General features: G+C 67.9%; 18 protein-coding genes. 7 read left to right on the top strand and 11 right to left on the bottom strand.

The window, feature by feature from the left end; all coding sequences use genetic code 11:
- Positions 1 to 20: 20 nt before the first annotated feature.
- The 4 genes from FFS23_RS00440 to FFS23_RS00425 form a co-directional block, all read right to left on the bottom strand.
- Complete coding sequence (locus FFS23_RS00440) at positions 21 to 821, bottom strand: SDR family NAD(P)-dependent oxidoreductase (RefSeq protein WP_137896962.1); 801 nt, start codon at positions 819 to 821, stop codon at positions 21 to 23.
- 4 nt (positions 822 to 825) lie between these two features.
- Positions 826 to 1,878, bottom strand: a complete 1,053-nt coding sequence (locus FFS23_RS00435; RefSeq protein ID WP_137896961.1) for a phosphotransferase family protein — start codon at positions 1,876 to 1,878, stop codon at positions 826 to 828.
- 43 nt (positions 1,879 to 1,921) lie between these two features.
- Positions 1,922 to 3,004, bottom strand: coding sequence for a Zn-dependent alcohol dehydrogenase (locus FFS23_RS00430; protein WP_137896960.1), 1,083 nt, complete (start codon positions 3,002 to 3,004; stop codon positions 1,922 to 1,924).
- Positions 3,005 to 3,131: 127 nt separating this feature from the next.
- A complete protein-coding gene (locus FFS23_RS00425; RefSeq protein WP_137896959.1) occupies positions 3,132 to 4,394 on the bottom strand; it encodes an acyl-CoA dehydrogenase family protein in 1,263 nt (420 codons plus the stop codon).
- A gap of 152 nt (positions 4,395 to 4,546) precedes the next feature.
- Here FFS23_RS00425 and FFS23_RS00420 point away from each other — a divergent pair, with 152 nt between their 5' ends.
- The 5 genes from FFS23_RS00420 (at position 4,547) to FFS23_RS00400 (ending at position 9,332) form a co-directional block, all read left to right on the top strand.
- The gene (locus FFS23_RS00420) at positions 4,547 to 5,800 is read left to right on the top strand and encodes a TetR/AcrR family transcriptional regulator (RefSeq protein ID WP_137896958.1); all 1,254 of its coding nucleotides are present in this window, start codon (positions 4,547 to 4,549) and stop codon (positions 5,798 to 5,800) included.
- Positions 5,797 to 6,567 carry a thioesterase family protein gene (locus FFS23_RS00415; protein ID WP_249340460.1) on the top strand — a complete coding sequence of 257 codons (771 nt, stop codon included), beginning with the start codon at positions 5,797 to 5,799 and terminating at the stop codon, positions 6,565 to 6,567. The genes FFS23_RS00420 and FFS23_RS00415 overlap by 4 nt, the downstream gene beginning before the upstream one ends.
- Before the next feature lie 128 nt (positions 6,568 to 6,695).
- The gene (locus tag FFS23_RS00410; protein ID WP_249340459.1) at positions 6,696 to 7,169 is read left to right on the top strand and encodes an EF-hand domain-containing protein; all 474 of its coding nucleotides are present in this window, start codon (positions 6,696 to 6,698) and stop codon (positions 7,167 to 7,169) included.
- Between the two features lie 71 nt (positions 7,170 to 7,240).
- Positions 7,241 to 7,960, top strand: a complete 720-nt coding sequence (locus FFS23_RS00405) for a response regulator (RefSeq protein ID WP_038660416.1) — start codon at positions 7,241 to 7,243, stop codon at positions 7,958 to 7,960.
- A 43-nt stretch (positions 7,961 to 8,003) separates the two neighbouring features.
- Positions 8,004 to 9,332: a sensor histidine kinase gene (locus tag FFS23_RS00400; RefSeq protein WP_171009298.1), complete on the top strand. Its 1,329-nt coding sequence runs from the start codon at positions 8,004 to 8,006 to the stop codon at positions 9,330 to 9,332.
- Positions 9,333 to 9,433: 101 nt separating this feature from the next.
- On the opposite strand, the gene FFS23_RS00395 is transcribed toward FFS23_RS00400, so the two are convergent.
- The 4 genes from FFS23_RS00395 to FFS23_RS00380 are packed head-to-tail and all read right to left on the bottom strand — an operon-like array spanning position 9,434 to position 13,784.
- A complete protein-coding gene (locus FFS23_RS00395; RefSeq protein WP_137896955.1) occupies positions 9,434 to 10,717 on the bottom strand; it encodes an MFS transporter in 1,284 nt (427 codons plus the stop codon).
- Positions 10,714 to 12,840 (bottom strand): M3 family metallopeptidase, encoded by a 2,127-nt coding sequence (locus FFS23_RS00390; RefSeq protein WP_349303941.1) that lies wholly within the window; start codon positions 12,838 to 12,840, stop codon positions 10,714 to 10,716. Before FFS23_RS00390 ends, FFS23_RS00395 begins: the two co-directional genes overlap by 4 nt.
- A gap of 51 nt (positions 12,841 to 12,891) precedes the next feature.
- A complete protein-coding gene (locus FFS23_RS00385) occupies positions 12,892 to 13,095 on the bottom strand; it encodes a hypothetical protein (RefSeq protein WP_137896954.1) in 204 nt (67 codons plus the stop codon).
- Positions 13,092 to 13,784 carry a Crp/Fnr family transcriptional regulator gene (locus tag FFS23_RS00380; RefSeq protein ID WP_249340458.1) on the bottom strand — a complete coding sequence of 231 codons (693 nt, stop codon included), beginning with the start codon at positions 13,782 to 13,784 and terminating at the stop codon, positions 13,092 to 13,094. Before FFS23_RS00380 ends, FFS23_RS00385 begins: the two co-directional genes overlap by 4 nt.
- 262 nt (positions 13,785 to 14,046) lie before the next feature.
- Here FFS23_RS00380 and FFS23_RS00375 point away from each other — a divergent pair, with 262 nt between their 5' ends.
- Positions 14,047 to 14,313 (top strand): hypothetical protein, encoded by a 267-nt coding sequence (locus FFS23_RS00375; RefSeq protein WP_137896952.1) that lies wholly within the window; start codon positions 14,047 to 14,049, stop codon positions 14,311 to 14,313.
- 19 nt (positions 14,314 to 14,332) lie between these two features.
- Entirely contained in the window at positions 14,333 to 15,805 is a 1,473-nt protein-coding gene (locus tag FFS23_RS00370; protein ID WP_171009297.1) for a phospholipase D-like domain-containing protein, read from the top strand.
- Between the two features lie 248 nt (positions 15,806 to 16,053).
- On the opposite strand, the gene FFS23_RS00365 is transcribed toward FFS23_RS00370, so the two are convergent.
- The 3 genes from FFS23_RS00365 to FFS23_RS00355 all read right to left on the bottom strand — a co-directional run bounded on the left by FFS23_RS00365 (position 16,054) and on the right by FFS23_RS00355 (position 22,314).
- Entirely contained in the window at positions 16,054 to 16,992 is a 939-nt protein-coding gene (locus FFS23_RS00365; RefSeq protein ID WP_212742881.1) for a glycerophosphodiester phosphodiesterase family protein, read from the bottom strand.
- A 14-nt stretch (positions 16,993 to 17,006) separates the two neighbouring features.
- Positions 17,007 to 19,814 carry a TonB-dependent receptor gene (locus FFS23_RS00360; protein ID WP_212742880.1) on the bottom strand — a complete coding sequence of 936 codons (2,808 nt, stop codon included), beginning with the start codon at positions 19,812 to 19,814 and terminating at the stop codon, positions 17,007 to 17,009.
- An 85-nt stretch (positions 19,815 to 19,899) separates the two neighbouring features.
- On the bottom strand, positions 19,900 to 22,314 hold the full coding sequence (locus tag FFS23_RS00355) for a TonB-dependent receptor (RefSeq protein ID WP_137896950.1): 2,415 nt from the start codon (positions 22,312 to 22,314) through the stop codon (positions 19,900 to 19,902).
- Positions 22,315 to 22,424: the final 110 nt, after the last annotated feature.

The following is a 22,424-nucleotide window of genomic DNA, read 5'->3' as shown; positions in this document are numbered from 1 at the left end:
TGATGACGGCGGCAAGTCGCTCATACCGCAGTCTTGCCATACTCTTGCCGGGTGACCGGGTGGCTCGACGACAGGCCGCCGTCGACCGCGATCGCCTGACCGTTGACATAGCTGGCGTCGTCCGACGCGAGGAACAGCGCGACTTTTGCCAGTTCCTCCGGCTGCGCGCCGCGGCGCAGCGGGTTGAGACGGCCGATCCGATCCTCCTTGCCGACGTCGCGGGCATAATCGAACACCGGCTGCGTCATGCCCGTCTCGGTCAGACCGGGACACAGCGCATTGACGCGGACGTTGCTGCCCGAAAGCTGCTGCGCGGCGACCGCGGCGAGGTTGATGACGCCCGCCTTGGACGCGGAATAGGCGGGCGAGCCCGCGCCCGAGCGGATGCCGGCGACGCTGGCGGTCAGCACGATCGCGCCGCCGCCACGCTCGGCGATATGCGGCGCGGCATGTTTGATCGCGAGGAACGGTCCGACCAGATTGACGCGCAGCACCTCGGTGATCAGCGCGACATCGGTATCGAAGATATTGGCCATGCCGCCCGAGATACCGGCATTGGCGAACATCACGTCGAGCCCGCCGAACGCATCGCGGGCGAGCGCGATCGCGCGGATCACGTCGTCCTCGTCGCCAGCGTCGATGCGGATCGCGCGGGCGGTGCCACCGGCGGCGGCGATCAGCGCGGCGGTCTCGTCGGCGCCCTCGGTACGATCGGCGACGACGACGCGGCCGCCCTCCGCGGCGAACAACAGGGCGGCGGCGCGGCCGATGCCGCTCCCCGCGCCGGTGACGACGATCGATCGGTCGGTGAAACGGGCCATGGCGTCAGGCTCCTGCGGCTTGCGCGAAATGCCAGCTCGCCGCGGCGAGGCGATGGACCTGCGCCGCCGACCGCTCCGCCTGCGCGCTCGACGCGGTGCCGTCGACGATCCGCTTCTTGATACCCTGGACGATGCCGGTCAGGCGGAAGAGGTTGTAGGCGAAATACCAGTTGAGATCGGGAACGCCGTCGCGGCCGGTGCGCGCGCAATAGCGCTCCACCATATCCTCGATCGTCGGGATGCCCGTTTCCGGCCCGGTCTGCCCCTTCACGCCCGATCGTCCCTCGGGCTCGGTGACCCAGCTCATCAGGAAATAGGAGAAATCGGCGAGCGGATCGCCGAGCGTCGACAACTCCCAGTCGAGGACCGCGACGACGCGCGGCTCGGTGGCGTGGAAGATCATATTGTCGATGCGATAGTCGCCGTGGACGATCGACGTGCGCGTCTGTTCGGGAACGGTGCGCGGCAGGAAGGCGATGAGGCGTTCGACCTCGGGCATAAGTTCGGTTTCGCTGGCGCGATATTGTTTCGTCCAGCGTTCGACCTGCCGCGCGAAATAATTGCCGGGCTTGCCATAGTCGCCGAGGCCGGCGGCGACGTGGTCGGTATTGTGCAGGTCGGCGAGCGTGTCGACCATCGCATTGTAGAGGCCGGTGCGCTCGGCCGGGGCGTAATCGGGGAGCGTGCCGTCCCACAGGTTGCGGCCCTCGACCAGCGCCATCACGTAGAACATCGCGCCGACGACGCGCTCGTCGGTGCACAGGCCATAGGGTCTGGCGACGGGAAAGCCGGTGGGGTGGAGGCCGGCGATCAGACGATATTCGCGGTCGACCGCATGCGCCGACGGCAGCAGCACGCCGAACGGCTTGCGACGCAGCACATAGGCGCCCGACGGGCTGTCGATCCGATAGGTCGGGTTGGACTGGCCGCCGGCGAATTTGGCGTAGGTCAGCGGACCGGAGAAGCCGGCGACGTTCGCCTCCATCCACGCGGTAACTTTCGCCTCATCGAGGCGGTCCTTGTCGGCGACGGGGATGGTGTCGGATGCGATGGTCATGATGCTCGGCTCCTCGCCGCCAAGACGGTGAAGGAAATGATCCTCACCCGAAGGTGATGACGGTGCGCGTCGCGTCGCCCTTGCGGAGTTCGGCGAAGGCGTGGTTGATCCGCTCCAGCGGCAGGCGCTCGGCGATGATCGTGTCGAGTTCGAGCGCGCCGCGCAGGTAGAAGTCGACGAGGCGCGGGATGTCGACCGGGAAACGGTTGCTGCCCATCAGTCCGCCCTGCAGCTTCTTGCCCGAGAGCAGGTCGATCGCCGACAGGCCGACCGACTCGCTAGGCGGCAGCATGCCGAGGATCGTCGCGGTGCCGCCGCGGCGCAGCACCTTGACCGCGGTGGCGGCGCTCTGCGGCCGACCGACCGCCTCGATCGCGTGATGGACGCCGCCGCGGGTGAGTTCGATCACCTCGTCGGCCGCGGTCGGGGAGCCGGCGTCGATACTGTGCGTCGCGCCGAGCTTTTCGGCGAGCGCGCGCTTCTCCGCCACCGGATCGAGCGCGATGATCTTGCCCGCGCCCGCGATCTTCGCGGCGTTGATCGCGGCGAGGCCGATGCCGCCGCAGCCGACGACGCACACCGTCTCGCCGGGCGTCACGTCGGTGGTGTTGAACACCGCACCCGCGCCGGTGGTCACCGCGCAGCCGAGCAACGCCGCGCGGTCGAGCGGCATATCGCGATCGATCGCGACGCAGGCGTGTTCATGGATCAGCATCTGTTCGGCATAGGCCGACAGGTTGAGCATCTGCGCGACCGGCCGGTCGCCGAGCATCAGCCGCGGCGGCGCCCCCTTGGGGCGGCGGACGGCGGCGTCGACGCACAGCGCCATGCGGCCGGTGACGCAGAATTCGCACTGGCCGCAATAGGCCGACAGGCAGGTGACGACATGATCGCCGACCTTGACCGTGCGCACCTCGCTGCCGATCGCCTCGACGACGCCGGCGGCCTCGTGGCCGGGAATCGTCGGCAGCGCATGCGGGTAGATGCCGTCGACGAAATGCAGGTCGGAGCGACAGACGCCGACCGCGGCGGTGCGGATGAGGACTTCGTGTGCGGCAGGCGCCGAGACGGTGACCTCCTCGATGCCGAGCGGTTGTTTGGGTTCGAAGAGGATGGCGGCTTTCATCGGATGTTCCTTTCGCAATCAGCGGATCGCGCGCACCCTCACCCTTCGCCGGCTCCGCCGGCTCTTCCCTCTGCCGCCGGGAGAGGGAGGGAGACGCGAAGCGTCGGAAGGGTGAGGGTGAGATCGGTTACCGCACCGGCCGCTCGGCCGCATAGTCCCCGTATTTGCCGAACTCCGCCCGCGCGATCGCGCGATTGTGGACCTCGTCCGGGCCGTCGGCGAAGCGCAGCGTGCGCATCGCCGCCCAGGCGTGGGCGAGATGGAAATCCTGCGACACGCCGCCGCCGCCATGCGCCTGGATTGCGTCGTCGAGGATCTGCAGCGCCATATTGGGCGCGGCGACCTTGATCATCGCGATCTCGAGCTGCGCCGATTTGTTGCCCGCCTTGTCCATCATGTCCGCCGCCTTGAGGCAGAGCAGCCGCGTCATCTCGATATCGATGCGCGCCTTGGCGATCCGCTGTTCCCACACCGAATGGTCGGCGATCCGCTTGCCGAAGGCGACGCGCGACAGCAGCCGCTTGGCCATCGCCTCGATTGCCGTCTCGGCAACGCCGATCGTGCGCATGCAGTGATGGATGCGCCCCGGCCCGAGCCGCCCCTGCGCGATCTCGAACCCCCTGCCCTCGCCGAGCAGCACGTTCTCCACCGGCACGCGCACATCGTTCATCACCACCTCGCCATGGCCGTGCGGCGCGTGGTCGTAGCCATAAACGCTGAGCATCCGCTCGATCGTCACGCCGGGCGCGTCCATCGGCATCAGGATCATGCTCTGCTGCGCATGGCGCTTGGCCGAGGTATCAGTCTTGCCCATCACGATCGCGACCTTGCAGCGCGGATCGCCGACCCCGGACGACCACCATTTGCGGCCGTTGATGACGTAATGATCGCCGTCACGGACCATCGACGTCTCGATATTTGTGGCGTCGGACGAGGCGACCGCCGGCTCTGTCATCAGGAAGGCCGAGCGGATCTCGGCGCGCATCAGCGGGCCGAGCCAGCGCTCCTTCTGGTCGCGCGTGCCGTAGCGGTGGAACACCTCCATGTTACCGGTGTCGGGCGCGGAGCAGTTGAACACCTCCGACGCCCAGTCGACCTTGCCCATCTCCTCGGCGCACAGCGCATATTCGAGGTTGGTGAGCTGTGTCCCCTCGAACGGGAAAGTATCGTCGACGTGCGTCTGGCCTGAGTTGGGCGGCATGAAGAAATTCCACAGGCCCGCCGCCTTCGCCTTTTCCTTGCACGCTTCGATGACCGGGATCACCTTCCACCGCTCGCCGGCATGCGCCTGCGCGTCATGCTCGGCCTGGCGCGGGCGGATCTCCTGATCGATGAAGGCGCGCACCCGGTCGCGGAAATAGGTTTCGCGTTCGCTCAGCGTGAAGTCCATGCGCCTCTCTCCGACGTGTCTGCACATGGTCTAGGCCGTACCGCACATTCGGTAAAGTGGCGGGAGGGGACGAACCGGGCGTTTTTCACGCCTGATCCCGGGCGATGGAGAAAACACTGTTTCTTCTAAACCGGCCTTGGTAGACGGGCGGGATGGATGAGACGGAGGCGGACGCCGGCAGCGCCACGGGAGACGAGGAACAGGGGACGAAGCGTTTCCGCGCGAAACGCGACGCGATCCTGTCCGCCGCCGCCGAGGCGATCAACGAGCAGAGCGCGAAGGGGATGACCTTCGCCGACGTGGCGCGGCGCGTCGGGCTCAACACCACCAGCGTCACCTATTACTTCAAGCGCAAGGAAGATCTGGCGGCGGCGGCGTTCGAGCATACGCTCGACCAGCTGCTGGCGATGATCGACGAGGCGGGACATGCGACGACCCCGCGCGAACGCGTGCGGCGCTATCTCGCGCTCAACATGGAGCGGCTCGCACGGGTGCAGCGCGGCGAGGAACGCGCGATGGCGGTCCTGTCGGACCTGCGCGCCACCGAGGAGCCGAACCGTACCCGATTGATGAATCGCTGGCGCGAAGTGTTCCGGCGGACGCGCGGCCTGTGGGGTCCGCCGGCCAATCGTGCCGAGACCGACCTGTTCGGTGCGCGGGCGCACGTGCTGCTCGAAAACACCTTCTGGCTGCCGGTGTGGCTGGTCCGCTACGAGCCCGATCAATATGCGCGGGTCGAGGCGCGGCTGATGGACGTGTTCGACCACGGCATCGCCGTGCCGGACGGTCGCTGGGCGCCGCAACCCATCGACCTGACCCACGAGGAGAGCGAGCCCGGGCGCGCGGCGTTCCTGCTGGCGGCGACGCGGCTGATCAACGAGCTCGGCTATCGTGGCGCCTCGGTGCAGCGGATCGCGGCGGAGCTCAACGTCACCAAGGGCAGCTTCTACCATCATCTCGACGCCAAGGACGATCTGGTCATCGCCTGCTACCGGCGCAGCTTCGACACGATCTCCGACGCGCAGCGGCTCGCCGACGCGGCGGGCGGGACGCATTGGCAGCGGCTGGCGAGCACGATCGCGACTTTGCTCGACGTGCAGTTCGCCGAGCGGACGCCGCTGCTGCGCACGACCGCGTTGTCGGGGCTGCCCGGTGTGGTGCGCACCGCGATGGTCGACCGGTCGAACCGGATCGCGCGCCGCTTTGCCGGCACGATGATGGACGGCATCGCCGAAGGGTCGATCCGCGCGGTCGACGCGCTGGTCGCGGCGCAGGCGCTGATGGCGTTGCAGAATGCCGCGTTCGACATGCGGAAATGGGCGGCGGCGATGCCGCGCGAACGCGCCGTGGCCATGTATGCCTCGACCTTGCTGTTCGGGCTGTTCGACGACAGGGCGTTGCGGTGACGACGCTTGGCGCGGTAATCGCCGGACTGGAGCCGGCGGTGCAGGGCTGGCGCGGCACGGTGCCGGATACGTGGTTGCAGGGGCGGACCGCCTATGGCGGCCTGTCCGCGGCGCTGGCGCTGCATGCGGCGATGGGCGCAGACGTCGACCTGCCGCCGCTGCGTTCGGCGCTGGTGGCGTTCGTCGGGCCGCTGAGCGGCGCGATCACGGTGCGCGCCGAGGTGCTGCGGCGCGGGCGCAACGCGGCGTTCGTGCAGGCGGACGTGTCGGGCAAGGCTGGCCTGGGGTTGCGCGCGACCTTCGTGTTCATGCGCGCGGTCGAGTCGGGGGTGGAGCATCGGGTCGGCCGCGCGCCGCACGTCGCCCCGCCGGGACCGGCGGACACAATCTTGCGCGGCCATCCGGCGGTCGCCTTCTCGCAGCATTTCGACATGATCGACCGGCATGACGCCGATGGGGCCGAATGGCTGCGCTGGGTCCGGTTGCGCGACCGCGACGGCGTGCATCCCCTCGTCGCGCTGCTCGCGGTGGCGGACTGCCTGCCGCCGGTGGCGCTGAAGCTGCTCGGCCGGCCGGCGCCGGTGAGTTCGATGACGTGGCAGCTCAACCTGCTGGGCGCAGCGCCGACGACCGACGACGGCTGGTGGCTGCTGCGCTCGACGAGCGATTACGCGTCGGCGGGCAGTTCGAGCCAGGCGATGGCGATCTGGGCGACGGACGGAACGCCGGTCGCCGAGCAGATGCAGAGCGTCGCGGTGTTCGCCTGACGCGATCGGCGACGGCCGCATGCGACAGATTGCGACAAATTCCGGCTCCCGGGACATACGGCCGCGACATGCAGCGGCCATAAGGAGATGATGCGGCAGGGATCGGCCCGCCGGGGGTGGAGGACGTCATGATATCGATGCGGTTCGGGCTTGCGATCGCGAGCGGGTTGTTGGCGACGGGTGCGGTCGCGCAAACCATGCCCCCTGCCCCGCCGCCCGGCGGCGGGATGATGCGGCTGGACGCGAACCACGATGGCGTCATCACGCGGGCGGAGATGATCGCCGAGGCGGAAGCGCGCTTCGCCGCGATGGACACCAACAAGGATGGCAAGGTGACGCCCGAGGAACGCGACGCCGCGCGTGAGGCAATGCGCGCGCAACGCGGCGGCGGTGAGGGACCGCGCGGCGGCGGCGGGATGCGCGCCGGCGGCGACCGGGAGATGACGCGTGCCGACGCACTCGATCGGGCGGCCAAACGCTTCGACCGGCTCGACGCCAATCATGACGGCAAGCTCGACGCGACCGAACTCGCCGCGGCGCGACCGATGCGCGGCCCGCACGGCAGCGGCGACATGCCCCCGCCCGCCCCGCCGGCACAGTAACATCTTGACCGGGCGGGCGATTGTCCGCCCGGACTTTGCAGGAAGGGCGCGCCGTGGCTAATGCCGAACCGATGGGAGACATGCCGCACCTGCTGCTCGTCGACGACGAGCGTTCGATCCGCGAACCGCTCGCGCAATATCTGACCAAACAGGGGTTTCGCGTCACCCAGGCGGCGGATGCGGAGAGCGCGCGGACGCGGCTCGCGGCTTATGCGATCGATCTGGTCATCCTCGACGTGATGATGCCCGGCGAGGATGGCCTGTCGCTGTGCCGGCATATCGCGGCGACCAGCGATACGCCCGTCATTCTGCTCACCGCCAAGGCGGAGGAGACCGACCGCATCGTCGGGCTGGAGATGGGCGCCGACGATTATGTCGTGAAACCCTTCTCGCCGCGCGAACTGGCGACGCGGGTCAAGGTGGTGCTGCGTCGTCTCACCGCCGGCGGCGCGCGCCAGCATGCGCCCGAGAGCGGCTCCTATGCCTTCGCCGGCTGGGTGCTCAAGACCGGCGAGCGTGCGCTGGTCGATCGCGAGGGCGTGTCGGTGCCGTTGTCGACCGGCGAATACAATCTGCTGCTGGCGCTGGTGACGCGGCCGCGGCAGGTGCTGACCCGCGACCAGTTGCTCGATCTGACGCAGGGGCGCGAGGCGGCGGCGTTCGATCGCGCGATCGACAACCAGATCAGCCGCCTGCGCCGCAAGATCGAGGCGGATGCCAAGCTGCCCGAGATCATCAAGACGGTATGGGGCGGCGGCTATACGCTGGCGGCGGAAGTTACCCGGCTGTGAGGCCGACGCTGTGAGACTCTGGCCGCGCAGCCTTGCCGGGCAAATGGCGGTCCTGATCGCGCTGGCGTTGTTCGTCGCGCAGGCGGTGAATTTCGGTCTGGCGCTGCGCGAGCGCGCGGCGTTTCGACTGGCGCAGGCGACGCGGCCCGTCGCGATCCGCATCGCCGATGCGATGGAGCGCGAGGCGCAGGGCGGCCGGCCGATCCCGCGCGACCATGGCCGTATCCGGCGTGCCGACCGCAACGATATCCCCGCCGGGCTGCCGCGTCTGCCCGAACTGGCGAGCGAATTGCGCGACCAATTACGCGAGCAGGGCGTCGAGGTCGGGCGGATTGATACGGGCGTGCGCAACTGGACCGCCATGGACGATGCGGTGCTCGGCCGCAGCATCGCGCGTGCCAGCCGGACGCGGCGCGACGGCGACCGGCCTGAGCAGGCGCTGCTGATCGCGATCGAGCGACCTCGATCGGGCTGGCTGGCGGTGATCGTGCCATGGGGCGACGCTGGCGGCATGCACCTGTTCTGGCGATTGTTCGCGCAGACGTTGATCCTCTACGGCGTCGTACTGCTGCCGGTCTTGTGGATCGCACGACGGATCTCCCGACCGCTGCGCGAACTGACCGCGGCGGCGCAGCGCTTCGGCCGCGGCGGCAGCGAGACACCGGTGGCGGTGGAGGAGCACGGGCCGGCGGATATCGTCGGGCTGGTGCGCTCGTTCAACGCGCTGCAATTGCGCGTCACCGCCATGCTCGACGAGAAGGACCGCATGCTCGGCGCGATCGGGCACGATCTGCGCACGCCGCTGGCCGCGCTGCGCGTGCGGATCGAATCGGTCGAGGACGACACCGACCGCACACGGATGGCGGACACGATCGCCGAGATGAACCGGACGCTGGACGACATCCTGTCGCTGGCGCGGATGGGACGGCCGAGCGAGCCGCTGACCGAGGTCGATCTTGCCGCGCTGGTCGATGCGGTGGTCGAGGATTTCCGCGATCTCGGCCAGGACGTCGCCTTCGAGGAGGCGGACCGGCTGCGCATGCGGCTGCGGCCGTCGCTGATCCGCCGCGCGATCCGCAACCTGATCGAAAATGCGGTCAAATACGGCGACGGCGCCGAGGTGCGGCTGGTCGCGGAGACGACCATGGTGCGGATCGAGGTGGCGGATCGCGGGCCCGGCATTCCGGAGGAACGGCTGGGGGACGTGTTCGAGGCGTTCACCCGGCTGGAGACGTCGCGCAATCGCGACACCGGCGGGATCGGTCTGGGGCTGGCGCTGGCGCGAACGATCGTGCGCGAGGCGGGCGGCGACGTGCGGCTGGCGAACCGCGACGGCGGCGGCCTGTGCGCGACGATCGAACTGCCGCGGTGAGCGAAGTTTCGCGCCCGCCTGTCTCACGCCGTTCGCCGCGAGCCTGTCGAAGGGCTTGATTCCCAAGGTGCTTCGACAGGCTCAGCACGACCGGTCGGGGGTCAATCCTCCGCGATCTGGCTGTGCGCCTGCGTATCGCGCATCCGCCAATAGGTGATGAGCGATACCGCGATCATCGCGGTGACGTACCAGTAGAAGGCGCGCTCCATCTGCGCATTCTTGAGCCACAGCGCGACATATTCGGCGGTGCCGCCGAACGCGGTGTTGGCCAGCGCATAGGGCAAGGCGACGCCGAGTGCGCGGATATGCGCGGGGAACAGCTCCGCCTTCACCACCGCGTTGATCGCGGTATAGCCGGTCACGATCACCAGCGCGGTCATCACCAGCGCGAAGGCGGCGAGCGGATTCTTCACCGTCTCCAGCGCGGTGAAGATCGGCACCGTCGCCAGCACGCCGGCGATACCGAAGCCGATCATCAGCGGCCGGCGGCCGATCCGGTCGGACAAGGCCCCCGCCAGCGGCTGCAACGCCGCATAGAGCGCGAGCGCGCCGGTCATCACCCAGGTCGCGGTCTCGCGGCTGAAGCCGCTGGTGTTGACCAGGAACTTCTGCATGTACGTCGTATAGGCATAGAAAGCGAGCGTACCGCCGGCGGTCAAGAGCACCACCGTCGCCGCCTGCCGCGGATGTTTGGAGAAGAGCAGCCAGCCGCTCGACTTGGGCTTGTCCTTGGCATTGGTGAACGCCTCGGTCTCCATCAGCCCGCGCCGGATGCGGAAGACGACGATTGCGAGCAGCCCACCCAGCGCGAACGGCAGGCGCCAGCCCCATTCCTCGAGCTGCCCCTCGCTCAGCACCGCTTGCAACAGCAGCAGCGTGAAGAGCGCGAGCAACTGGCCGGCGATCAGCGTGACATATTGAAAGGACGAGAAGAAGCCGCGCCGGTTCTTCCCCGCCATCTCCGACAGATAGACCGCGCTCGCACCATATTCGCCGCCGACTGACAGGCCCTGCATCAGCCGCGCGAAGACGAGCAGCGCGGGCGCGCCCCAGCCGATCGTCGCATAGCTCGGACAGATCGCGATCAGGAAGGCGCCGGCGCACATCAGCGTCACCGACAGCGTCAGCCCCGCCTTGCGACCCTTACGGTCGGCGTAGATGCCCATGATCCACGCGCCGATCGGCCGCATGACGAAGCCGACCGCGAACACCGCGGCGGTGTTGAGCAATTGCGCGGTGGGATCGCCCTTCGGAAAGAAATGCGGCGCGAAATACAGGCCGAACGCGGAATAGACGTACCAGTCGAACCATTCGACCAGATTGCCCGCCGAACCGCCGAGGATCGACTTGAGCCGGCCCGCCGGCGCCGCCGCCGCGCCGCTCATTTCGCCGCTCCGGTGGGGAAACCGCGCTTGCGCAGCAAGGCGTTGACGTCGGGGTCACGGCCGCGGAACGCGCGATAGGCTTCGGCGCGGTCGGTTTCGTTGCCGGTCGACAGCAGGATCTTGGCGAAGCGATCCGCGGTCGTCTTGTCCCACGGGCTGCCCGCCTCCTCGAACGCCGCGAACGTGTCGGCGTCCATCGTCTCCGACCACAGATAGCTGTAATAGCCCGCCGAATAGCTGTCTGACGAGAATAGATGATTGAACTGCGGCAGGCGGTGCCGCATCACGATCTCACGCGGCATGCCGATCTCGACGAGCGCCTTGCGCTCGAATGCGTCGGGATCGACGATTCCGTCGGCGACGGTGTGCAGCTTCATGTCGACAATCGCCGAGGACAGATATTCGGTGGTGGCGAAGCCCTGGTTGAACGTCTTCGACGCCTCGATCTTGTCGAGCAGCGCCTGCGGCATCGCCGCACCGGTCTGGTAATGGCGCGCATATTTGTCGAGCACGTCGCGGGTGAGCAGCCAATGCTCGTTCACCTGGCTGGGATATTCGACGAAGTCGCGCGGCGTACCGGCGAGGCCGGGATAGGTGACGTTCTGCAGCATCGCGTGGATCGCGTGGCCGAATTCGTGGAACAACGTCTGCGCATCGTCGAGGCTGATGAGGATCGGCTCGCCTTTGGCACCCTTGGCGAAATTGTTGTTGTTCGACGATAGCACATTTTGCGCCGGCGCGAGGTTGCGCTGGCCCCGATAGGTGTTGGCCCAGGCGCCCGAGCGCTTGCCGGTCCGCGCGAAATCGTCGCGGTAGAACAGGCCCACTTCCTTGCCGTTGCGGTCGGTGACGTGCCAGACGCGCATGTTTGGCTCGAACACTGGCACGGTGCCGGTGATCTCCTTGAAATTCAGCCCGTACAGCCGGTTGGCGGCGTAGAGCGAGCCCTGGATGATGTTGTTGAGCTCGAAATAGGGTTTGAGCTGCGCCTGATCGAGGTCGTAGCGGGCCTTGCGCACCTGCTCCTGATAGAAGCGATAGTCCCACGGCGCGATCGTGATCTTCGCGCCGCTCTTGTCGGCGATCGCCTGCATGTCGCGGACCTCTTCGCCGACCCGCGCCTTGGCGGCGGGCCAGACGCGCAGCATCAGGTCCATCGCCGCCGCCGGCGTCTTCGCCATCGTGTCCTGCATCCGCCAGTGGGCATGCGTCCTGAAGCCGAGCAGATGCGCGCGGTCGGCGCGCAGTTTGACGATCTGCGCGATCACCGCATTGGTGTCGTTCGCGTCGCCATTGTCGCCGCGGTTGGTGAAGGCGCGCCACACCTTCTCGCGGAGGTCGCGGTCGCTCGCGAAAGTGAGCACGGGATCGACCGCGGAGCGCGTGTTGACGATCGCCCAGCCAGTCTGGCCGCGTTCGGCGGCGGCGGCCTTGGCGACCGCCTTGACGCTGTCGGGGACGCCGGCGAGCTGCGCCTCGTCGGGGACGAGGATCGCGGTCCCCTCGTCGGCGAGCAGGCGCTTGGAGAAGTCGCTGAACGCGCTGGCGAGCTGCTGGTTATAGGCCGAAAGCTGCGCCTTCTGCGCCGCATTCAGCTTCGCGCCCTGACGGACGTAGCTGTCATAGGTGCGCGTCACCAGCCGCTGCTGCTGCGCGTCGAGCTTGGCGCGCGCCTTATAGACCGCCTCGATCCGCGCGAAAAGCTTGGGATCGAAGGTGATCGCGTCCGACGCGGCGGCGAATTTGGGCGACCATTCGCGGTCGAGCGCCTGATAGGCCGGGCTGTTCATATTGCCGGTCATCACGCCGAACAGCGTCATCACCCGGCCGTAGCGCTGGCCGGCGAGCTGCATCGGCACGAAGGTGTTGGCGAAGGTCGGCGCGGCGGGGTCGTCGGCGATGCGGCGATAGTCGGCGGCGCGCTCGGCAAGGGCTGCCTCGAACGCGACGGGGAACAGCTCCGGCTTCACCTTGTCCCAGGGGGGAACGCCGCCATAGAGACCGGTCCACTCGGCGAGCAGCGGGTTGGCCGTGGGCGACTGCGCCAGCGCGTCGGTGGCGATCAGCGTACCGGCACCGATGAGGGGCAGGCCGAATGCGGCGGCGACGAGATATTGCAGCAAGACGTTCTCCGGATCGTTCAGCGACCTAGCATAGCCGCTGATCCCGGCACGTCACCCCGGCTGATTGGCCTGCGCCTGCGCCGCGTGCACCGCGGCGAGCAGGCGGCGCCCCGTCTCCGCGGCGGCCGCGGGGGTCATCGCCACCGCCACGCCGCCGGGACCATCGAGCAGCACCTGCCCGTTCTCCACCGACACGATCCCCGCCTCGGTCTGGACGGCATAGGGACGGCCGGCTTGCTCGTCGGCGAAGGTCATCCCGTCTTCCAAACGCCGACATCCGAATAGAGATAGTCGCTGGCGAATTCGGCCACGGCGCAGAGCCCGCGGTGGTCGAGGATTTCGACGCGGCCGTTCTTGAACGTAAGCAGCGCCCGCTCGCGCAACGTGCGCAAGGTGCGGTTGACGTGGACGCCGGTCAGCCCGCACGCCTCGGCGAGATCGGGCTGGGTGAGCGGCAGGTCGAACTTGCCGTCCCGCGCCAGTCCGACCATCTCCAGCCGCGCGTAAAGCTCGCAGAAGAAGTGCGCGAGCCGGCCCTCGGCACCGAGACGGCCGAGGCGGAAGATCCATTCGCGATGCATCGCTGCGTCGATCAGGGTCGCGAACCACAGGAAGCGGGTCAAGGCGGGATGCTGTTCGGTGATGCCGACCAGTGTCTGATGATCGAACAGCGCCATCTTGACCGGGCCGAGCGTGCCGATGTCATGATCGAGGCGGCCGGTCGGGAAGCCATGGAGATCGACGAAATCGCCCGGGATATGGACCGAAACGAGCTGCCGATAGCCCTCCCGATCGTCCATATAGCGGGTGACGTAGCCCTCGATCAGCATCATGCTGGTCTCGACCGGCTCGCCGCGCCGGACGAGGTGGTGGCGCGCCGGATAGTCCTTCACCGTCGCCGCCGCATCCTCGAGCACACGACGCTCCTCGGGCGTCATCCGCATGCGGCTACGGCCCATGAGGAAGCGGCCGGTCCGCGGAAATTGACCTAGATCGTCCTGGGTGTTCACGGTGTCCGTCGGATCGTCTCTCATCAACACACTCTAACAGGAATCGGTGGCGTAACGTTCCATCGCAAGCTTCACGTCGCCGCGCAAGCCGGCGTCGGACGCGTGCCGATCGCGATGGCGAGCCGTGCTCGAATCGCGGCCGAGATGCACTTCGAGCTGGGCGGCGCGTGACGTGGAGGGTGACGCGCGAGGCGGAATGGAAAGCGACGCGGTGATCGAGGCCGCTTTCTACGGCACGAGGGGCGGCGCGGCGCTGCGCAACGTCGCCGGCTCCTTCTATGACTTCACGGCGCAGCATTTCACCGGTACGCACGCGACCACGCTGACCGCGCCACCCGATGCCTGGGGTGCACGGTCGGCCGCCGTCTGGGCGGAGCAGCTCGCTGCCTCGCCCGCATTCGATCCAGCCGCGACGCTGTTCGCGCGCAGCGCCGAGGTGCTCGACCGCATCTATGGCCGTTAACGGGACTTAGCGCACGACCATGGGCGAACCAGCCACTTCATCGTCAGGGGTGTTCGAGCCCGGCCGCAACGTATGGCGGGTGGCCCGCGCCGAGCGGCTGTCGGTGATCGTCGATGCCGATCGCTATTTCGGGGTCGCGCGCGAGGCGTTCGCGCAGGCGAAGCGGCGGATCATGCTGGTCGGCTGGGACTTTGACGCGCGCATCCGGCTGGTCGGCAGCACCGGCACCACCGAAGGCCCGGAGACGGTCGGCGATTTCCTCTACTGGCTGGTCGAGCGCAATCCCGAGCTGGAGCTGTACCTGCTGCGCTGGGACGTCGGCGCGATGAAGTCGGTGTTCCGCGGCAAGACGATGTTCACCGTGCTGAAATGGGCGCGCCATCCGCGCATCCACGTCAAGCTCGACCACCACCACCCGACCGCCTCGTCGCATCACCAAAAACTGGTCTCGATCGACGATTGCCTCGCCTTCTGCGGCGGCATCGACATGACCGCCGAGCGCTGGGACACGCGCGCGCACCGCGACGACGATCCCGGCCGCAAGCTGCCGGGGGGCAAGCCGTACAAGCCGTGGCACGATGCGACCACCGCGATCACCGGTCCGGCGGCGGCGGCGCTCGGCGAATTGTGCCGGCAGCGCTGGAAACTGGCGACGGGGGTGATGCTGCCGCCGGTCGCGAGCGAGGGCAGCTGCTGGCCGGCGTCGCTCGAAGCGACCTTCGAGGGCGTCGACCTCGGCATCGCGCGCAGCCAGCCAGAGATGCCCGACGAGGCGCCGGTGACCGAGATCGAGGCATTGTTCCTCGACCAGATCCGCAGCGCGCGCCGCCACATCTATTGCGAGAGCCAGTATTTCGCCTCGCGCCGGATCGCCGAGGCGATCGCGGCGCGGCTGGACGAGGCGGACGGGCCCGAGATCGTCATCGTCAACCCGCTGACCGCGCAAGGCTGGCTCGAGCCGCTGGCGATGGACACCGCACGCGCACGGCTGGTCGAGACGCTGCGGCGGCGTGACACGCACGGGCGGCTGCGGCTGTACCATCCGTTCACCCGCGGCGGCACGGCGATCTATTGCCACGCCAAGATCACCATCGTCGACGACCGGCAGCTGCGCGTCGGCTCGGCGAACATCAACAACCGTTCGCTGCGGCTCGACACCGAATGCGACGTGGTGCTCGACGCCGCGCGGCATCCGGACGACGGGCTGGAGGCGAAGATCGTCGCGGTGCGCAACGACCTGATCGCCGAGCATCTCGACGTGCCGGCGGAGCGCGTCGGCCAGTTGATCGAGCAGACCGGGTCGCTGATCGAGACGATCGAGCGGCTGCGCGGGCCGGGCCGCTCGCTCAGGCCCTATACGGTGCCGGATCTGGACGGCGTCGAGAAATGGCTGGCGGACAATGAGGTGCTCGACCCCGAGGGGCCGGGCGAGATGTTCGAGTCGGTGACGCATCGCGGGCTGTTCCGCGGCCGGCTGCGGCGGGTGCGCTAGGGGGGGAGTCCATTTTCCCCGAAGTGCTGGGCTATCGGATGCGAGCGTGCGAGTGTTCGAGACGCGTTTCCAAAGCCACTCCGTCACCCCGGACTCGTTCCGGGGTCCACCCCGCGGCGAGGAGAAAGGCTTGATGGGACACCGTTCTCTTGTTGCTGGGTGGACCCCGGAACGTGTCCGGGGTGACGAATCTCATGAGGAAAGCGATCGAGCCTCATCATTGCCGCCGTCTGCGATAGCCCCTCCCTTCAGTGCAGCGTCGCGCGGTAGCGGAGCAGCGCTTCGGGTTCGTCGGTCTGGATGATGCTGACGCCGTCGCGGTACAGGCGCCCCCAGACGGCGTCCGGATCGCGCAGCGCCTGAACGTCGCCATAGCCGGGCACGAACCCCTCCCACAGGCTGTTGATCCACAAGCGGACATTGTGCGCCCGCGCCGCGGTTGCGAGCGGGGCGAGCTGTGCCTCGTCGAGCCGCGGCAGTTCGATGCCGGCGGGGTGTGCGCCGGTCATCTGGTGCTTCGCGATCGCGGTGAGATCGGCCTGCCCGCGCGGGTTGAGGAGGATCGGCATGTAGAGCAGCCGGTCGAACGGCGGTTGCGCGGCCATCGCCGGCGTGTCTGGGCCGACTTCGGACTTGATGACGATCTGTTTCTCCATGCCGGCGCGCAACACCGCCGCGGCGACTTCGGGATAGATGCTCGCCTTGACGTCGAGGTTGAGCATGATCCGCCCCTTGGCCAGCGCCAGCATCTGGTCGAGCGTCAGCATATGTTCGTCGGTCAGCGCCGCCTTGGCACCGCCCTCGTCGTCGCGCAGGCGGAGCTTGGCGAGGTCCGCCCAGAGCTGCTGGTCGACCGCGCCGCTGCCGTCGGTGGTGCGGTCGAGCGTGGCGTCGTGGATCATCACCAGCACGCCGTCGGCGGAGCGGCGGACGTCGGTCTCCATCAGGTCGACGCCGAGCGCGACGCAGCGTTCGAGCCCGGCGCGCGAATTCTCCGGCACCGACTGCGGCATGCCATGGCGCGGCGCGGGATTATGGCAGCCGCGATGCGCGACCACGACCAAGCCGCCCTTCGGATCGGCGAGCCGCGCCTGGATCGCCGCGACGACACCGGCGGGCGCCGCGCCCGCGCCGGCCGGCAGCGCGGCGGCGAGGCCGAGCGCGAGCGTCAGGATCGTCTTCATCATCGTCTTTTGCTCCGTCAGAAGGTGGGCGTGATGCGCAGGCCGAGCCAGAAGGTGGTCGGCACCGAATAGCTGTCCTTGAGCAGATCCTGTCCGGGGCCGGTGACGCTGGTGATGCGGCGATGGGTGACGTTGCCGATCTGGCCGATCAGGCTGACCGCCGGATTGACTGCATAGGTCGCCGAGAGGTCGACCTGCTCGCGCGGCGCCCAATAGAGGTCCTGCCAGGTGATGTTGCTGATTACCGCACGCAACGCCTTGCCCTGCCGGTTGTAGGCGGCGCGCAGTTCGAGCCCGCCGGCGTTGTAGAAGACCGTCGCATTGGCAGTGTAGCCGGGCTGTCCGACGAGGCGGTCGATCGACCGGCTGGTCGTCGTCGAGCCGGTCGAATAGGGCACGGTGATCCGCCCGTCGAGCAGCGCCAGATTGGCGGAGAAGCCGAAGCCGGCGAGCAAGGGCGCGATCGGCCGCAGCGTGTTGACGATCAGCGACCCCTCGACGCCGCGTATCCGCGCCGAGGCGGCGTTGGCGGGCGTGCTGATCGCGGCACTGGCGTAGGTGGTGCCGTCGAAGGTGAACGGCCCGACGTTGGTCAGCGTGAAGATCTCGTCGTGGATCTGCTTGTCAAACAGGGCGAGCGACAGCATGCCGCCGAACGGAACGATGCGCAGGTCCGCCGCGAGATCGAGATTGTCCGACACGCGCGGCCGGATATCGGGCGCGCCGATCGTGACGGTGACGCCGGTCGCGGCGGGATTGCCCTGATCGGCCGGATTGACGAAGCCGATCGAGGTGCGGGCGGCATAAGCGTCATAGGGCGGCCGGCCGAGGGTGCGGCTCGCCGCGGCGCGCAGGTCGAGCAGCGGCGTCGCATGGACGGTGAGCACCGTCGAGGGCAGCAGATAGCGGTAGGAGGAGCCGGTCTGCCTGTCGACATAGACGTACGTGCCGCTCGCCCTGTCGAGCTGGCGCTGGCGGCCGACGGTGGATTGTCTGGTGTCGTCGTACCGCAGGCCGACCTGCAGATTGAGCTGTTCGCCGCGCTGCGAGACGAGCGCATAGGCGCCGAACACCTGCTCGCGGTGGGTGAAATTGTCCTGATTGCTGAAGCTGTACTGGTCGGTGGCATTATAGGCGCTGCGCGGTGCCGCCTCGACCTGCGCGCGCGCCTTGGCGGGATCGAGCGCGAACAGGTTCAGGCCGAGATAGGGCATGATCGCGTTCGACGGCCCGAGCACGTCGGCCATGCCGAGCGCGGGCGCGGTGGCGTTGGGCTGATATTCGCTACGACCGATGCTGAAGCGCGGGCGGTCGTCGGTGTAGACCATCCCGATCGCCGCGCCGAAGCCGCGATCGTCGAGACCCTGGTTGATGCCGTAATCGAGCCGGCCGGTGGCGAGGCGGTTCGCCGCCTGCCGCCGATAGTCGCTCGCCGGCCGCCAGTAGAGCAGGCTGTATTTGCCGAGGTCGTTGTACGCGGCGGCGGTGATCGGGAAACGCTGGTCGAATCCCGACGTGTCGTAGGTGAAGCCATATTCGGGCGTGGCGACGATCGTCGCGGCCTTGCCGGTGGTGGTGGTCGGCGCCGCCGCCGAACGGGTGACGTTGGTGGCGTATTTGACCATGAAGATCGGCTCGTCATAGGTCGCCTTCGACACCGAGGCGCGGCCACTGAGCAGTTGGTTGGGCGCCGGATGCCAGTTGAAGCCGGTCTGGCCGACGCGGGTGCGCGTCGTGGTGATCTGGTTGGCGTAGCCGACCTCGACATCGCCGCCGGGGTAGACGCCCGACGTCGGGGTCTGGGCGAACACGGTATTGCGGTTGCGCGGATCGATGATGATCTCGTTGCGCTGCATATCGTCGCGGAACAGATAATAGCCGCCGGTGACGAAGGCATCGAACCCGTCGGTCAGCCGCGTCTCGAGCTTGCCGGTGATGCCGTAGCGATCACGGACGTCCATCACGTACCAATATTTGTCCTGCTGCGGCACGGCATAGCCGTTGCCGACATTGGTGCCGCTCTGCAGGACGCCGGCCTTGTCGTAGAAGCTGTAATGCACCGTATCGGTGGTCATGTGGGTTTCGGTGTAGCTCGACAGCTTCTGGTAATTGGCCGAGAGCGTCGCGCCGAACTGATGCTGGGCGCCGAAGGTGGTGCTGCCGGTGGCGATCAGGCGGAAGCCGGGATCGCTCTGGTCGCGCGGCTTGCCGGTGTCGTTGGCGTGGCCGAGCGACGCCTCGGCGGTGAAGAACGGCCTGCCGTGATTCTCGAACGCCGAGCGCGTCTTGAGGTTGATGGCGCCGCCGGTGGCGTTGGGATCGAGATCGGCGGTGAAGCTCTTCACCACCTGGATCTCGCTGACCATCGAGGACGGCAGGATGTCGAGCCGGACGCCGCGGGTGATCGAGCCGAGCGTGCCGTTGGGCGTGCCCGGCGAGGCGATGGTCAGCCCGTCGATCGTGACGTTGTTGTAGCTCGGCCCAAGGCCGCGCAGCACCGGCGTCGCCGCTTCGTCGCGGGGATGTTCGTTGTCGGTCGCCGGCAGCACCGACAGGCCGGGGACGCGGCGCAGCGCCTCGACGATCGTATTGTCGGGCAGCGCGCGCACGTCGGTGGCGCTGACCACGTCGACGATGTTGGTGGCGTTGCGCTTGCTCTCGATCGCCGCGGCATTGGCGCGGCGGATGCCGGTGACGACGATGTCGGCCGGCGCCTTCTCCTCGGGCGCGGCGGCCGCTTCGGCCTGGCTCGGTTCGGCGGCTTGCGCGGCGACGGGCGGCGCGACGACGAGCAGCGACGCGGACGCGAGCAGACGCGCCGACATGGTGTGACGAACGGACATTGACCCCCCAATGCGTGACAAACGATGAAATGCTGCGGGTGCCCGGGGCGTGCGGGAACCCGCTTCGTCAGAAGCCCCCCGACAAAGTGAAGAACGCCATCCGCGGCGGCTGGGCGTAGGTGTTGTAGGTCTTGACGACGCCGACGCCGGCGAGCTCGTAGATGCCGCGGCGGGCGGTCAGGTTGGTGATGTTGACCGCGAACCGCAGGTTGTGGAGCCCCGCGACGACGTCCTGCGGCAGCGTGTAGGCGGCTTGCAGGTTGAGCAGGAACCGCCCCGGCACCGACTGGTCGTTGGTGTAGGTCGCGAAGCGCGGGCCGACGTAATCGCCGATCACCTGCGTCTCGAACGGGCCCGAGTTGAGCGTCAGCACGGTCTTGTTCAGCCAGCGCGCGACGTTGGGCACGTCCTTGCCGGCGGTCGCGATGACGCTGCTGCCGCTCTTGTAATCGTCAGCGTAGCGCGAGCGATTGTACGACAGCGCATTGTAGAGCGATACCGACGGGCCGAAGCGCAGGGTCGCCGCCGCGTCGATGCCGTTGGTGCGCACGGCACCGACGTTCTGGAGGATGCTCGCGCCGCCCAGCACCGAGCCGATCACCTGCGTAGAGCTGATCTGCAGCAGCCGGTTGCTGAAGTCGACGTGATAGGCGCTGATCTGGCCCTCGATCGCGGTCAGCGGGCCGGCATCGACGTGATGCCGGGCGCGCACGCCGGCTTCGTAGGTCCACGAGCTTTCCGGCTGGGTGTTCTTCCTGATCGCGTCGAACAGGTCCTGGCTGCCGACGTTATAGGGCGACAGGCCGCCGGCGATCGACGCCTGGAACTGGCGGACGTTCCGCTGGATGTGACCGAAGAGCTGATCGTCGGGCGTCACGTCCCACACCGCGCCGATCGCCGGCAGGAACCATTTGCGCGTGTTGAGCTGCCCTTCGGGATAGCGCGTCGAGGTGCCGCCGGGCAGCGGCATGGCGTTCGGCAGCGGCTGGACGAGGACGCGGCCATTGGCGAATTGCAGGCTCGACTTGAAGCCGCCCTCAATCGTCAGCGTCGGCGTGACGTGCCAGCGATCCTGCAAATGCAGCTGGACGACGTCGTAGCTCGTGACGCTGGCATATTGCGTCAGCTTCAGCAGCGCCGGGTCGGCCCATTCATAGGGTGACGGCGGCGGCGCATCGACCGGCACCGCATACCAATTGCGAAAGATCGTATTCCGATTGTGCTCGTACCAGCCGCCGAGGCCGATCTCGTGATCGCCGGCGGTGATCGCCAGCGACGAGAGCACGCCCTTGCGATCGATGCCATATTCGGTCGTGCGCAGCGCATAGCCCGAATTGCCGAAGACCGATTTGAGGTTCTGGCCGGGGAAATAGACGGAGAACAGCGCCGGCAGCCCCGCCGCCGACACCGGTCCGACGATCTGCCCCTGCCCCTCGTCGTGATGACCGTAGACCTGGTTGCTGAAGGTGACGGCATCGCTGAAGCGATAGTCGTACTTGACGTAGAACAGGTAATCGGTGCGCTGCGCGTCGCCGTAATAATTGGCGTAATTGTTGGGGTTGTTCGCCGGCGGCTTGCCGTTGGCGTCGACGTAGCGCAGCGCCGCCTGCCAATCGGGATACAGCAACGAGCGGTAATAAGGCTCCAGCCCGCCGGCATTGTGCGCGACCGAATCCTGATTGGGCTCGGCCTTGTCGGACAGCGCCGCATAGCCGGTCAGCGTGCCGTGTTCGCCCTTGTGGACGAATTTGGCATTGGCCTGCCAGCCGCCCTGTCGCGCCGGGAATTCCCAGGCGCGCGCCTTCTGGCGGACGATCGAGAGATAGCCGCTGTTGGTGCCGCCGAACGCCTCGGCATCACCGCTGTCGAGGCGCAGATAGGTGCGTTGCGCGTCATAGCTGCCGAGCGTCTGCGCGAAACGCAGGCCGGCGCGCGCGGTCGGCTGGCTGGTATAGGTCTCGAGCCCGCCACCGAGGTTGCTCGCCGAGGCGGTGGCGAGATCGGCGGCGCCCGAGGTCAGGCGGACCGAGCCGACATCCTCGCTGATCACCGCGCGCTGCGGCGACAAGCCGTTGTAATTGCCGTAGGACTGGTCGCCGAGCGGCACGCCGTCGAGGGTGAAGCCGAGCTGGTTCTGGTTGAAGCCGTGGACGATCAGCGAGATGTTCTGTTCGTTGTTGCCCCACGGATCGGCGGTCTCGAACTGGACGCCGGGCAGCGTCTGGATCGCCTTGACCGGGTTCACGCCGGGCAGCACCTTCTGCATCTCGGCACCGTCGATCGTCACCGCCGAGCGCGTGGTGCGCGCGGCGGTGACGACGACCACGCCGTCCTGATCGTCACCCTGCGCCGCGGCGGCAGGCGCGGCGGCATCCGGCGCCGTCTGTGCCGCGGCGGCGGAGGCCTGGCCGAGCGCGGCGATGGAGACGGCGAGCAACAACGCGCCGCGGCGATGGCGCGCGGCGATGAACGGCAATGACATGACTTTCCCCAATGCGACCGCACGACCGCGGTCGACCGTGCGGTTAGGGGCAGGGTGTGACGCTTCGGCGTCGTTTTGATTGCGGTATCAAGTTTGTCGCAAACGTTTGT

It is taken from the genome of Sphingomonas sp. 2SG (assembly GCF_005503285.1).
Lineage (GTDB): Bacteria > Pseudomonadota > Alphaproteobacteria > Sphingomonadales > Sphingomonadaceae > Sphingomonas > Sphingomonas taxi.
This window is presented reverse-complemented; position numbering and strand designations above follow the sequence as displayed.

Coding starts and splice junctions, on each gene's coding strand:
- FFS23_RS00360 (WP_212742880.1), bottom strand. CDS start 19,814: ATGTCGGCGCGTCTGCTCGCGTCCGCGTCGCTGCTCGTCGTCGCGCCG.
- FFS23_RS00400 (WP_171009298.1), top strand. CDS start 8,004: ATGGCGGTCCTGATCGCGCTGGCGTTGTTCGTCGCGCAGGCGGTGAAT.
- FFS23_RS00405 (WP_038660416.1), top strand. CDS start 7,241: ATGGGAGACATGCCGCACCTGCTGCTCGTCGACGACGAGCGTTCGATC.
- FFS23_RS00370 (WP_171009297.1), top strand. CDS start 14,333: ATGGGCGAACCAGCCACTTCATCGTCAGGGGTGTTCGAGCCCGGCCGC.
- FFS23_RS00365 (WP_212742881.1), bottom strand. CDS start 16,992: ATGATGAAGACGATCCTGACGCTCGCGCTCGGCCTCGCCGCCGCGCTG.
- FFS23_RS00385 (WP_137896954.1), bottom strand. CDS start 13,095: ATGACCTTCGCCGACGAGCAAGCCGGCCGTCCCTATGCCGTCCAGACC.
- FFS23_RS00420 (WP_137896958.1), top strand. CDS start 4,547: ATGGATGAGACGGAGGCGGACGCCGGCAGCGCCACGGGAGACGAGGAA.
- FFS23_RS00410 (WP_249340459.1), top strand. CDS start 6,696: ATGATATCGATGCGGTTCGGGCTTGCGATCGCGAGCGGGTTGTTGGCG.
- FFS23_RS00425 (WP_137896959.1), bottom strand. CDS start 4,394: ATGGACTTCACGCTGAGCGAACGCGAAACCTATTTCCGCGACCGGGTG.
- FFS23_RS00430 (WP_137896960.1), bottom strand. CDS start 3,004: ATGAAAGCCGCCATCCTCTTCGAACCCAAACAACCGCTCGGCATCGAG.
- FFS23_RS00355 (WP_137896950.1), bottom strand. CDS start 22,314: ATGTCATTGCCGTTCATCGCCGCGCGCCATCGCCGCGGCGCGTTGTTG.
- FFS23_RS00375 (WP_137896952.1), top strand. CDS start 14,047: ATGGAAAGCGACGCGGTGATCGAGGCCGCTTTCTACGGCACGAGGGGC.
- FFS23_RS00435 (WP_137896961.1), bottom strand. CDS start 1,878: ATGACCATCGCATCCGACACCATCCCCGTCGCCGACAAGGACCGCCTC.
- FFS23_RS00380 (WP_249340458.1), bottom strand. CDS start 13,784: ATGCGGATGACGCCCGAGGAGCGTCGTGTGCTCGAGGATGCGGCGGCG.
- FFS23_RS00440 (WP_137896962.1), bottom strand. CDS start 821: ATGGCCCGTTTCACCGACCGATCGATCGTCGTCACCGGCGCGGGGAGC.
- FFS23_RS00395 (WP_137896955.1), bottom strand. CDS start 10,717: ATGAGCGGCGCGGCGGCGGCGCCGGCGGGCCGGCTCAAGTCGATCCTC.